Source organism: Thermomonospora curvata DSM 43183, assembly GCF_000024385.1.
Lineage (GTDB): Bacteria > Actinomycetota > Actinomycetes > Streptosporangiales > Streptosporangiaceae > Thermomonospora > Thermomonospora curvata.
Map to the genome: position 1 here is coordinate 340,833 of NC_013510.1, position 12,008 is coordinate 352,840.

The 12,008-nt window shown below is 73.2% G+C and carries 10 protein-coding genes; 5 read left to right on the plus strand and 5 right to left on the minus strand.

Going from position 1 to position 12,008, the window contains the following annotated elements:
• Positions 1-113: 113 nt before the first annotated feature.
• The 4 genes from purL to purS form a co-directional block, all read right to left on the minus strand.
• Positions 114-2,390: a phosphoribosylformylglycinamidine synthase subunit PurL gene (purL, locus tag TCUR_RS01535; RefSeq protein ID WP_012850699.1), complete on the minus strand. Its 2,277-nt coding sequence runs from the start codon at positions 2,388-2,390 to the stop codon at positions 114-116.
• 1,147 nt (positions 2,391-3,537) lie between these two features.
• Positions 3,538-4,230 (minus strand): phosphoribosylformylglycinamidine synthase subunit PurQ, encoded by a 693-nt coding sequence (gene purQ, locus TCUR_RS01540; protein ID WP_012850700.1) that lies wholly within the window; start codon positions 4,228-4,230, stop codon positions 3,538-3,540.
• Between the two features lie 79 nt (positions 4,231-4,309).
• The gene (locus tag TCUR_RS01545; protein ID WP_012850701.1) at positions 4,310-4,753 is read right to left on the minus strand and encodes an ATP-binding protein; all 444 of its coding nucleotides are present in this window, start codon (positions 4,751-4,753) and stop codon (positions 4,310-4,312) included.
• Between the two features lie 157 nt (positions 4,754-4,910).
• Positions 4,911-5,159 (minus strand): phosphoribosylformylglycinamidine synthase subunit PurS, encoded by a 249-nt coding sequence (gene purS, locus TCUR_RS01550; protein ID WP_012850702.1) that lies wholly within the window; start codon positions 5,157-5,159, stop codon positions 4,911-4,913.
• A 173-nt stretch (positions 5,160-5,332) separates the two neighbouring features.
• Here purS and TCUR_RS01555 point away from each other — a divergent pair, with 173 nt between their 5' ends.
• From TCUR_RS01555 to TCUR_RS01565, 3 genes are all read left to right on the plus strand, one after another.
• Positions 5,333-6,952, plus strand: a complete 1,620-nt coding sequence (locus TCUR_RS01555; RefSeq protein ID WP_012850703.1) for a hypothetical protein — start codon at positions 5,333-5,335, stop codon at positions 6,950-6,952.
• Between the two features lie 472 nt (positions 6,953-7,424).
• On the plus strand, positions 7,425-8,330 hold the full coding sequence (locus tag TCUR_RS01560) for an SDR family NAD(P)-dependent oxidoreductase (protein ID WP_012850704.1): 906 nt from the start codon (positions 7,425-7,427) through the stop codon (positions 8,328-8,330).
• Positions 8,327-8,887: a carboxymuconolactone decarboxylase family protein gene (locus TCUR_RS01565; RefSeq protein ID WP_012850705.1), complete on the plus strand. Its 561-nt coding sequence runs from the start codon at positions 8,327-8,329 to the stop codon at positions 8,885-8,887. The genes TCUR_RS01560 and TCUR_RS01565 overlap by 4 nt, the downstream gene beginning before the upstream one ends.
• Before the next feature lie 130 nt (positions 8,888-9,017).
• On the opposite strand, the gene TCUR_RS01570 is transcribed toward TCUR_RS01565, so the two are convergent.
• Positions 9,018-9,638, minus strand: a complete 621-nt coding sequence (locus TCUR_RS01570) for a TetR/AcrR family transcriptional regulator (protein WP_012850706.1) — start codon at positions 9,636-9,638, stop codon at positions 9,018-9,020.
• A gap of 448 nt (positions 9,639-10,086) precedes the next feature.
• Between TCUR_RS01570 and TCUR_RS01575 the strand changes: the two genes are divergently transcribed.
• Positions 10,087-11,334, plus strand: coding sequence for a lipase family protein (locus tag TCUR_RS01575; RefSeq protein WP_245536953.1), 1,248 nt, complete (start codon positions 10,087-10,089; stop codon positions 11,332-11,334).
• A 114-nt stretch (positions 11,335-11,448) separates the two neighbouring features.
• A complete protein-coding gene (locus tag TCUR_RS01580) occupies positions 11,449-11,889 on the plus strand; it encodes a protein-tyrosine phosphatase family protein (protein WP_041439192.1) in 441 nt (146 codons plus the stop codon).
• Positions 11,890-12,008 lie beyond the last annotated feature (119 nt).

The window sequence follows — 12,008 nt, forward strand, 5'->3', positions numbered from 1 at the left end:
TGGTTGATAGAACTCGGTTTTCTGGCCGGGAAGCGTCCGTGCCCTCTTCAGGACGTGGGCGGAATGGAAAAGCCCCGCCGGGCCGCTCGCCCAGCGGGGCCTTTTCGATGCGGTCAGGCGTAGCTGGGCAGGAGGCGTTCGTGGGCCTCGCGCAGCTCGTGCAGCGGGATGGAGAACAGGCCCTCGACGATGAAGGAGTCGCCGCCGACGCGGCCCAGCTGGGTCGCCGGGACGCCGGCGGCCTCGCACAGCTTGGCCAGGCGGGCCTCGCCGCCGGGGCGGACGGCCACCACGGCGCGGGCCACGGACTCGCTGAAGAGGGTGACGAACGGGTCGCCCGGCAGCGTGATCCGGCAGCCCAGGCCGCCGCGCAGGCAGGACTCCACCAGGGCCTGCGACAGGCCGCCGTCGGAGATGTCGTGCGCCCCCGACAGCAGGCCCTCGCGGGCCGCGGCGATCAGCACCGAGGCCAGGGCCCGTTCGGCGGCCAGGTCCACCAGCGGCGGCAGGCCGCCCAGGTGGCCGTAGACCACGTGCGCCCATTCGGAGCCGCCGAACTCCTCGCGGGTCTCGCCCAGCAGTACCAGCAGGTGCCCCTCGCCGGGGAAGGCCATGCCGACCCGGCGGCGCACGTCGTCGTGCACGCCCAGCACCCCCACCACCGGGGTCGGGTTGATCGGCTGGTCGTCGGTCTGGTTGTAGAAGCTGACGTTGCCGCCGGTGACCGGCACGCCCAGCGCCTGGCAGGCGTCGGCCAGCCCTTCCACGGCCCGGGCGAACTGCCACATCACGCCCGGGTCTTCGGGGGAGCCGAAGTTCAGGCAGTTGGTCACCGCCAGCGGGCGCGCCCCGGTGGCCGCCACGTTCCGGTACGCCTCCGACAGCGCCAGCTGGGCCCCCGCGTACGGGTCCAGCCGGGTGTAGCGGCCGTTGCCGTCCAGCGAGATCGCCACGCCCAGGCCGCTTTCCTCGTCCAGGCGGATCACCCCGGCGTCCTCGGGCATGGCCAGCACCGTGTTGCCCAGCACGTACCGGTCGTACTGGGAGGTGATCCAGGTCTTGGACGACAGGTTGGGGGAGGCCGCCAGCCACAGCACGGTGTTGCGCAGGTCCTCGGCGGTGGCGGGACGGGCCAGCCGGCCGGGGGTGTCGGCCTGCAGCGAGGCCAGGTCCGCGGGCGGCTCGTACGGCCGCTCATAGACCGGCCCCTCGTCGGCGGCGGTGCCCGGCGGGATGTCCACGATCACCTCGCCGCGCCAGGTCATCACCAGCCGCCCGGTGTCGGTGACCTCGCCGATCACGGTGGCGGGGATCTCCCACTTGGCGCAGATCTGCAGGAACCGGTCGACCTTGCCGGGTTCGACCACGGCCATCATGCGTTCCTGCGATTCGCTCATCAGGATCTCCTCGGGACGCAGCGTGGCGTCCCGCAGCGGCACCGCGTCCAGCACGATGTGCATCCCGCCGGTGCCGGCCGCCGCCAGCTCGGTGGTGGCGCAGGAGACGCCGGCCGCGCCCAGGTCCTGGATGCCGACCACGAGGTCCTCGCGGTACAGCTCCATGCAGCACTCGATGAGGAGCTTTTCCATGAACGGGTCGCCGACCTGCACGCTGGGCCGCTTGGCCTGCGATTCCTCATCGAAGGTCGCCGAGGCCAGCACCGAGGCGCCGCCGATGCCGTCCGGGCCGGTGGCCGCGCCGAACAGGATCACCTTGTTGCCGGGGCCGGGGGCGTGGGCCCGTTTGATGTCCTCGTGCCGCATCACCCCCACGCACAGCGCGTTCACCAGCGGGTTCTTCTCATAGCAGGGGTCGAAGACGGTCTCCCCGCCGATGTTGGGCAGCCCCAGGGAGTTGCCGTAGCCGCTGATGCCGGCGACCACGCCGGGCAGCACCCGCTGGGTGTCGGGGGCGTCGGCGGGCCCGAACCGCAGCGAGTCCATCACCGCGATCGGCCGGGCGCCCATCGACAGGATGTCGCGGACGATCCCGCCCACCCCGGTCGCCGCGCCCTGGTAGGGCTCCACATAGGACGGGTGATTGTGGGATTCGACCTTGAAGGTGACCGCGAGCCCGCGCCCGACGTCCACCACGCCGGCGTTCTCGCCCATGCCGACCAGCAGCGCATCGCTCTTGGGGGCTTTTTCGCCGAACTGCCGCAGGTGCACCTTGGAACTCTTGTAGGAGCAGTGCTCGCTCCACATCACCGAGTAGATCGCCAGCTCGGCGGCGGTGGGCCGGCGCCCCAGAATCTGGCGGACCCGCCGGTACTCCTCCTCGGTCATGCCCAGCTCGGCGTACGGCTGCCGCTGGTCGGGCGTCCGCTCCGCCACCGCCACCGAGTCGACCGGCGGCTCGGCCGCGGTCTGCTCTGCGGCCAGGGCCGACAACGCCTCCAGCCCCGCCTCCGGGGAGGCGACGCCCTCGCCCGGCTCCTCACCGGACCGTCCACCGTGCCCGGCCGCCTCCTGGGAGACGGGCTCACCGGCGTCCGGAACGGGCTGGGAACCCGCGGCCGGTGGGATGGGAGTGCCCGTGGGAGGTGTCCCCTGGATCGGCTGGGGTCCCGTGGCCGTGGCCGGTGGGACGGGTGTGCCTGCGGGAGGCGTTCCCGGTGAGGCGGGTTCGCCGGTGGGCTGGGAACCCGCGGCCGGTGGGATGGGCGTGCCCGCGGGGGGCGTCCCCGGGACCTGCTGGGGCCCCGTCGCCGTGGCCGGCGGGACGGGGGTGCCTCCAGGAGGTGTTCCCGGTGTGGTGGGTGCGCCCGGGATCTGCTGGGGGCCCGTCGCCGTGGCCGGCGGGATGGGCGTGCCTGCGGGGGGCGTCCCCTGGACCGGGTGGGGTCCCGTCGCCGTGGCCGGTGGGGCGGGTGTGCCTGCGGGAGGCGTTCCCGGTGAGACGGGTTCGCCGGTGGGCTGGGAACCCGCTGCCGGAGGAACGGGTGTGCCCGCTGGGGGCGTCCCCGGGACCTGCTGGGGCCCCGTCGCCGTGGCCGGTGGGATGGGAGTGCCTGCGGGAGGCGTGCCCTGGACCGGCTGAGGCCCGGTCGCCGTGGCCGGTGGGACGGGCGTGCCCTGCCCGGGGAAGGCGGGGGCGCCCGCGGCCGGGCCGGTGGGCGGTGTCACGTCCGGGGTCTGCGGGTGCTCGCCGGGCGCCGCGGCCGTCTCCTGGGGGACGGGCGTGCCGGTGGGAGGCGTCGACCCCGGGCGGCCGGGCGTCGCCGGCTCACCGGTCGCCGTGGTCTCGCCGGGACCGGGCTCCGTCGCGGCCGGTGCGGGCTCGTCGGCGGGCCTGGCGAACGGGTCGGTCTCCGGGTCGTCGTTGGCCAGTTCCGCGAACCATTCGGCGGTGGGGCCCTCGGACGGATCGTTGGACGGGCCGCGGTTGTCGGATGTGTTCTCGGTCATGCGTTCTCTCCGTTCGCCTCCGGCACTCGGCGGGGCGTGTCATGATCGACCGTGGAGGCCCTGGGCACGGCGGCGCGGGCCGTTCACTGCGGGCCGTCTTGGGCGCGGCCCGTGCGGGAGGGGGCGCCGCTCAGCCGACGCCCACCTGCTTGAGCCCGGCCTTCACGATCGAGGTGAAAAAGCCCAGCCCGTCGGTGGACGGCCCGGTCAGCGACTCGACGGCGTGCTCGGGGTGCGGCATGAGGCCGACGATGTTGCCCGCCTCGTTGCAGATCCCGGCGATGTCGTTCAGCGAGCCGTTGGGGTTGAGGTCGAGGTAACGGGCCACCACCCGGCCCTCGCCTTCCAGTTCGGCGAGGGTTTCCGGGTCGGCGAAATAGCGGCCGTCGCGGTTCTTGACCGGGATGACCACCTCTTGGCCCGTGGTGTAGTCCGCGGTCCAGGCCGTGTCGGTGTTCTCGATGCGCAGCCGCTGGTCGCGGCAGACGAAATGCAGGCCAGCGTTGGGCAGCAGCGCGCCGGGCAGCAGGTGCGCCTCGCACAGCACCTGGAAACCGTTGCAGATGCCCAGCACCGGCAGCCCGTCCCGGACGGCCGGGATCAGCGCGTCCATCACCGGCGCGAACCGGGAGATGGCGCCGGCCCGCAGGTAGTCGCCGTAGGAGAAACCGCCGGGCAGGATGACCGCGTCCACACCCCGCAGGTCGCGGTCGGCGTGCCACAGCGCGACGGGTTCGGCGCCGGCCAGCCGGACGGCCCGCGCGGCGTCGCGATCGTCGAGAGATCCAGGGAAGGTGATGACCCCCACCCGGGCAGCGTTCATTGAGGACCCTCCGGAGCCGAGTAGTGGGTGCGAAGGCACCGGCGGCCACCGGTGATACGTGCCCCCGCGCGCGACCAATCTACCTGGCGCTGTGCACCAGATCGCCCTGGAGTCGCCGTAGCGGGGCCTCGTCTTTCCAGGTCAGCCGCTTGGACATGTGGACCGCGGTGCCGTACCCGGGGCGGGTGTCGAAAGTCACGTCGTCCATCAGGGCGTGCATGATCTTGATGCCGCGGCCGGACTCGGCCTGCTCGGGGTCGCCTGCGGCGGGCCCGCTGGTCAGCCCGCGGCCGTGATCGGTGACGGTCAGTGCGCACACGCCGTCGTTCACCCGGGCGATGACCTCGTAGTCCAGCGGGGTGCGCGAGTGCTGGACCACATTGGTACAGGCCTCGGAGGCGGCGACGAGGATGTCGCCGATGCAGTCCTCGGCGACGCCCAAGCCGCGCAGCGCGTCGCCGAGAACCCGGCGCAGTATCCGGATGCTCAGCGACTCGCGTGGCAGCGCGAGCGAGAACCCCATGTTCACCGGCCACCTCTCGCCTGTGAAATCTTCGACCGTTTGAACACTTCCCTCACCCACCCGGGGTAATCGCCATATCCCCGGGACTTTTGGTGAACTGTCGGCGGTGTCGCTCGCGGAAGTTGTGAATTTTGTGCGGCCGGACGCGCCGGGGCGGTCAATCGCCCAGCACCCGTACCTCGAAGTCCTCGATGACCGGGTTGACCAGCAGCGTCGCGGCGATCTGGCGCACCTTCTCCAGGGCGGCCTCGTCGGCGGGCCCGGCCAGCTCCAGCTCGAACCGCTTGCCCTGGCGCACCGAGATGACGCCGTCGAAGTTCATCTGGGGCAGTTTGCGGGCGATGGCCCGTCCCTGGGGATCCAGGATCTCCGGCTTGAGCATGACGTCGACCACGACCCGTGCCACGGCCGCCCCCTTAGCTGATCGTCGTGCTGTCCGTACGGGACGCCAAGCGTACGGCACCCGCCCGGGACGGGCGCCGAGCGACCCCGTTTTCCGTGATGACCTCGGGCGTCCCCGAAGAACGCTATACATACTGGCAAGATCGGCCACAGGACCCCCCGACGCTGGAGCCGCCGATGGACATCGAGGACCTCACCCCGTCCGAACGCGCCGTGTGGCGGGCGTTCGCGACCGGCGAGTCCGTCGATCTGAGCAGCGGCAACCCGGCCATGGACGACCCCGCCCACGGGGAGCAGTGGGGGCCGGAGCGGGTGGTGCGCGCCGAGGTGCTGCGGGCCCTGCTGGTCGGCGGGGTGGAGCCCGAGCCCGGGCAGATCGCGGCGGTCCGGCTGACCGGCGCCCGGATCATCGGCACCCTCAACCTGGGCCATGCGCAGGTGTCGGTCCCGCTGGCGCTGACCGGCTGCTACTTCGATGAGGCCCCGCACCTGTACTGGGCCGGCATGAACAGCGTCCACCTGATGGGCTGCCGGCTGCCCGGCCTGGTCGCCTCCGGCGCCCGCTTCGACGGGCACCTGTGGCTGGAGGGCAGCACCGTCAGCGGAGGCCTGTGGCTGGACGGCGCCCACATCAGCGGCATCCTCAACATGTCCGGCGTCCAGCTGATCAACCCGCAGGGGGACGCGCTGCTGGGCGACCGGCTCACCGTGGACGCCAACGTCTACTGCGACAAGGGCTTCACCTCGCACGGGGAGGTCCGGCTGCCCGGCGCGCACGTGGGCGGCCAGCTGATCTTCCGGCAGGCCACGCTGAACAACCCCTCGGGGGCCGCGCTGTATGCCAGCCGCCTGAACGTGGCCGCCAACGTCTTCTGCGACGCCGGTTTCACCGCCACCGGTGAGGTGCGGCTGCGCGGCGCCCGGGTCGGCGGCTACCTGTCGCTGGTGGGCGCCAAGCTGAACCACCCCGGCCGGACGGCGCTGAACGCCGCCGACCTGGCCGTGGAGACCGACGTCTACTGCTCCGACGGGTTCGCCGCCAACGGCATGGTGAGCTTCGCCGGGGCCCGCATCACCGGCCAGCTCAGCCTGCGCGGCGCGCATCTGACCAACGAGTCGGGGGTGGCGCTGAGCCTGCAGCGGATGCAGGCCGAGGAGGTGGTGCTCCGTCCCGCCGAGCCGGTCGAGGGCATCGCCGACCTGTCGTACGCCCGGATCAACGTGCTGCGCGACGACCCGGCGACCTGGGCGTCCCGCCTGCAGCTGGACGGGCTGTCGTATGAGACCCTCGACCCGCCGCTGAGCGCCCGGGAGCGGCTGGGCTGGCTCCGTCGGGACACCGACGGCTACCAGCCCCAGCCGTATGAGCGGCTGGCCCAGGCCTACCGCGCCCTGGGCCTGGACGCCGACGGCCGCACCGTGCTGCTGGCCAAGGCCCGGGACCGCCGCAAGACCCAGAGCCTGCCCCGCAAGGTGGTGGGCTGGCTGCAGGACATCCTGGTCGGTTACGGCTACCGCCCGTTCCGCGCGGCGAGCTGGCTGGCGGGGCTGCTGGTGTTCGGCACCGTGGTGTTCACCCTGCACGAGCCGCCGCAGATCGAAGCCGAGCAGCAGCCGGCTTTCAACGCCTTCTTCTACACCCTCGACCTGCTGCTGCCGATCGGCAATCTGGGCCAGGAGCCCTACTTCGCCCCCACCGGCATCTACCAGTGGATCGCCAATTTCATCGTCATCGCCGGTTTGATTCTGGGGTTGACGGTGGCGGCGGGGGCGACCCGCGCCCTGTCCCGGGACTGATTCTTCAGCTTTACCGGACGGGCCGGACTCGGTAGCGGACCGAGGGACGGCGGAGGCGCGTACCGGCTGTCCGGGGTGCCGGGCGCTGAGCGGATGTGGGTCGTCCTTCAGGAGCGGGGACGCGATACGAACCGGTCTGCGGCGGCCGATCGGGTTCACGGCACTCCGGTGGACGTTTCGGCACCTCGTCTCTGCGGGTCGAGAGGGATCGCATCGCTGCCGGGGCGGTGTGGTGACCTGTGTCGGCAGGGCGCCGGGGCTTCCGTCTCCCGCGTCCGGCGGCCACGTGCGCACGGAGATGAGGCGGGGCCGTCGTGGGTCCCTGCGACGGGCGCCTGAGGCCGGGTGTTGCGAGAGGTGCAGTGATCACGCGGGCCGGTGCCGTGCTCTGTGGTTGCGGTCCGATTCCGCTGCCGGAAGTCTGTGCCCCGCTTAAAAGAACAAAACTGTTTTTTTGTGTTAGCGTCCGGGCATGCGCACACCGATCGCGGGCGGGCCGGGACGAGCCGGCCGGACGCCCTCCCTGGCCGGGCGGCGGGTGCTGATCACCGGGGCGGCCCGGGGGATCGGCGCGGCGCTGGCCGACCGGCTGCATGCGCGCGGCGCCCGCGTGGCGCTGGCCGGGCTGGAACCGCAACTGCTGGCCGAGGTCGCGGCGCGCTGCGGGAACGCCCCCTGGCGGGCCTGCGACGTGGCCGACCGCGAGCAGGTCGAGGCCGCCGTCGAGCACGCGGCGCAGGCCCTGGGCGGGCTGGACGTGGTGGTGGCCTGCGCGGGGGTCGCCGCGCAACTGCCGCTGGTCGGCGGGGACCCGGCGGTGATGGAACAGACGGTGCGGGTCAACCTGCTCGGCACCTACTACACGCTGCGCGCCGCAGGCCCGCACATCTCCCATCCGCGCGGCTACGCACTGGCGGTGGCGTCGCTGGCGGCGGCGGTGCACCCGCCCTTGATGGGCGCCTACAGCGCCTCCAAGGCGGCCGTCGAGGCCCTGGGCAACACCTTGCGAGCCGAGCTGCGCCCCTACGGGGCGCGCGCCGGGGTCGCCTACTTCGCCGAACTCGACACCGACATGACCCACCGGGGGTTCGGCACGCGGGCGGCGGCCGCGCTCATGGGTTCCGGACCGGCCAAGGCGCTGCTGTCGCGGGTGGCCCCGCTGCAGGTGGGCATCGACGCGCTGGAGCGGGGCATCGCCCGGCGCTCCGCCCGGATCGTGGCGCCCTGGTGGGTGGCGGCCGCCCTGCCGGCCCGCACGTTCCTGCAGCCCGTCATCGACCGCGCCGCCCAGCGCCACCTGCGCCGCGCGCTGGAGATCGCCCGGGACGAGCACGCCCCGCTGACCACCCCCCAGCCGGACTCGGGCGGCGCCTCATGACCGCCCCCGCAGCTCGTGATCGTTCCCCTCGGATCGCTCCCGGCGGGCTGCGCCAGGTCGGCCCGTTCACCTGGCTGCTGGCGCGCATTTCCGGCCGGATCGCCGGCACCGGCCCGCTCGCGCTGTTTTTGACCCTGGGACGGCACCGCCGGCTGTTCCACGCCTGGCTGTGGTTCGCCGGCCGGCTCATGCCCGGCGGCCGGCTGCCCCGCCGCGAGAGCGAACTGGTCATCTTGCGCGTGGCCCACCTGCGCGGCTGCCGCTACGAGTGGGAGCACCACGTCCGGCTCGGCCACCGCGCCGGCCTGGGCCCGGCCGACATCGACCGGGTCACCCAGGGGCCCGGCGCCGAGGGCTGGACGCCTCGGGAGCGCGCCCTGCTGACCGCCGCCGACCGGCTGCACCACCACCGGGACCTCGACGACGACACCTGGCGGCTGCTGCGCGAGCACCTCACCGAGCCCGAGTGCATCGAGCTGTGCATGCTGGCCTCCCACTACGAGATGCTCGCCACCGTCATCGCGGCCCTGCGCATCCAGCCCGACGCACCCCGCTAGGGCCCATCGTCGAAGTCCCCGAAAACACCGGGCAGAAGACCGGTCCGATCGCGTCCGGCGACGTTCCACCGGGTGATCTGCGGGCGGTGGACTCCACGCGGCCGCTTTCACGCCCTGGGGCCTGGCCCTCTCACAGGACGCCGCCGGCGCGCAGGCGGCGCACATGGGCGACGATCTCCTCGCCCACGGCGCGCAGGGCCGCCGCATCACCGGTCAGCAGCGGGCCGGTGACCAGTGTGGCGGTGGCCGCGACGACCGCCCGGCAGGCGAAACGCCCGCCCTCGGTGCGCACGTCGAGCACCTCGGCCAGCAGGTCGGTCAGCCGCTGCTGGAAGGCCAGCCGCCGCTCGATCGCCTGTGGCCCGGCGGCGTACCCCTCGATGAGGAACAGCCGGGAGTAGGCGGGCTCGGCGGCCAGCATCTCCAGGTAGGCGGTGATACCGCGCTCGAAGCGTTCCAACGGGTCGCCGGTCTTTCCCACCGCCGCGATGAGCCGTTCCTCCAGCAGCCGGGCGGCCTCGTCGAAGGCGGCCAGAAAACAGTCGAGCTTGGAGGAGAACAGCCGGTAGAAGCTCTGCCGGGACACCGCCGCGCGTTTGAGGACGTCCTCGACCGAGGTGGCGGCGAAGCCCTTGTCGCTCATCGCCTGGGCCATCGCCAGCATCAGCCGCTCGCGCTGTCTTCGGGCGACTTCCTCCGGGGCGAGCGCGTGCCGTCCCCGGGGCAGCCGCCGCGGCGGGGAGGAGACCACCGCATCACCCTCTTCTGGACGCGCCGGGCGCCGAGCGCACCCGCTGCGGCCATCGTGCCAGACCGGCCCCGGCCGGGGCGGGACCGGACCGTCGGGAACCGGCCGGCCGCCGCAAGAGGCCGCGCATCCACTGTGCAACCGGAACGGGACGCAGGCGGCCGAGCCCGCGGGCATCGCCCGCACCCTCCGCTGCACAGGGCGTGACGAACCCCGGGTGCGAAAAGCTGTTTTTCGTTCCCGGCTACAACCGCGGCTCTGTAAGTACTCACTTGCCTGCGTAGCGGCGGCGGTCCGTCCTTCCTAGGTTCTGGGAGGCCATCGCGCCCGATGGCCAGGGAACCGAGTGAAGGGACGACGCTCCATGGCATCCAGCGAGGGGACCGCCGGGGCACGCAGGAACCGCCTCCCCCGCAGAGCCCGTTCGGTGAACAAAGGCCGCTCCTCGCCCGTGTCGGCGCGGACGCGGCGGGGCCTGCGCGCGCTGATGGCCACCTGCCTGGGCGTCGCGCTGACGATCACGCCCGTGGCCGCCGGCCCGGCCGCCGCCGACACCGTCCCGGCACCGGCCGACGACCCGTTCTACAAGCCCCCGACCCCGCTGCCCGACGGCCGTCCCGGCGACATCATCCGCTCCCGGGCCTCGGCGTTCACCCTGCAGCCGATCCGCAAGACCCCGCGCGCGGACGTGAAGTCCTGGCAGGTGCTCTACCGCTCGCAGTCGGCGACCGGCGAGGACATCGCGGTCTCGGGCACCGTGCTCGTCCCGACCAAGCCCTGGACCGGCACCGGCGGCCGCCCGCTGCTGTCGTACGCCGTCGGCACCCGCGGCATCGGCGACTCCTGCGCCCCGTCCTACACCCTCTCCCAGGGCACCGACTACGAGGGCCTGATCATCTCCGCCGCCCTCGACAAGGGCTGGGCCGTGGCCGTCACCGACATGCAGGGCCTGGGCACCCCCGGCATGCACACCTACGAGGTCGGACGCGCCCAGGGCAAGGCGGTGCTCGACATCGCCCGCGCCGCCCAGCGCCTGCCCGGCACCGGCCTGAACGAGCAGACCCCGGTCGGGGTGTGGGGCTACTCCCAGGGCGGCACCTCCGCCGGCTGGGCCGCCGAACTGGCCGCCTCCTACGCCCCCGAGCTCAACCTCAAGGGCGTGGTCGCCGGCGGCGTCCCCGCCGACCTGATCGCGGTGGCCGAGAACCTGGAGGGCAGCGCCACGGTGGCGCTGGCCTTCCTGGCCGCGGTGGGCTACGACGCCGCCTACCCGGAGCTGAAGCTGGAGAGCTACCTCAACGACGCCGGCCGCAAGCTGCTGGCCTCCAGCCAGGACATCTGCCTGGCCAGCGTGGACGGCATCACCACCGTCATCGGCACCGCCTTCTCCAAGTTCACCGACTACGCCACCGTCAACCCGCTGACCACCGAGACCTGGCGGCGCCGCCTGAACGAGAACAAGCTCGGCTCCACCCGCCCGTCCGCCCCCGTCCTGCAGGTCCACGGCCGCATCGACGCGATCATCCCCTTCGCCCAGGCCGAGACGCTGCGCAAGAACTGGTGCGCCCTGGGCGCCGACCTGACCTGGAAGGTCTACCCGCTGGCCGGCCACGCGCCGGGCATCGTCCGCCAGGTCCCCGACGCCCTGTCCTTCCTGTCGGACCGCTTCGCCGGTCTCCCCGCGCAGAGCAACTGCTGACCGCCCCTGGTGACGGCCCCCGCCCCGGCGGGGGCCGTTGCCATGCCCCCGGGAGGCGTCCGCTGGGAGCGGAACCCGGCCCGGACGCCTGCGGCGGCGACAGACAATCACCCCATGACGGCACCGCTCGCCGGCGCGATCCGGCTCCCGGACGGGGCCTGGGTCCGCGGCCGTGGCCTGCGCGGTCCCGCCCCCGGCGGCCCGGACCCCCACTTCGGGCTCTACCTGGGCTCCGCTCGCCTGCGACGCCGCTGCGACGCCGCCCTGCCGTGGCCCGCCGAGTGGATCCGCTGGCCGGACTTCCTGCTGCCCACCGACTGGGACGAGGCCGCCCGCGCCATCGCCGACCTGCACGAACGAGCCCGCTCGGGCCAGGCCGTAGAGGTCGCCTGCCATGGGGGCGTCGGCCGGACCGGCACCGTCCTGGCCTGCCTGGCCACCCGCGCGGGTCTGCCTCCCCGGCAGGCCGTCGCCTGGGCCCGCGAGCACCATCACCGCCGCGCGGTCGAGACCCCCTGGCAGCGCCGCTGGGTGGCCTGGTTCGCCGCCCGCTGACCCGCCGGGGACGAAGGAGTCGAGGGCGGGTCTTTTTTCACCACGTGGTCTCGGCCTGCCGGCGGCGGTGTCCGAGGTCATGACGTGGAAGGCCACGCCACCGGCCCCCGACTGCATCG

Excerpts from the sequence above, each read along its gene's own strand:
- TCUR_RS01580 (WP_041439192.1), top strand. The coding sequence starts at position 11,449 with ATGACGGCACCGCTCGCCGGCGCGATCCGGCTCCCGGACGGGGCCTGG.
- TCUR_RS01555 (WP_012850703.1), top strand. The coding sequence starts at position 5,333 with ATGGACATCGAGGACCTCACCCCGTCCGAACGCGCCGTGTGGCGGGCG.
- TCUR_RS01565 (WP_012850705.1), top strand. The coding sequence starts at position 8,327 with ATGACCGCCCCCGCAGCTCGTGATCGTTCCCCTCGGATCGCTCCCGGC.
- TCUR_RS01545 (WP_012850701.1), bottom strand. The coding sequence starts at position 4,753 with ATGGGGTTCTCGCTCGCGCTGCCACGCGAGTCGCTGAGCATCCGGATA.
- TCUR_RS01560 (WP_012850704.1), top strand. The coding sequence starts at position 7,425 with ATGCGCACACCGATCGCGGGCGGGCCGGGACGAGCCGGCCGGACGCCC.
- purQ (WP_012850700.1), bottom strand. The coding sequence starts at position 4,230 with ATGAACGCTGCCCGGGTGGGGGTCATCACCTTCCCTGGATCTCTCGAC.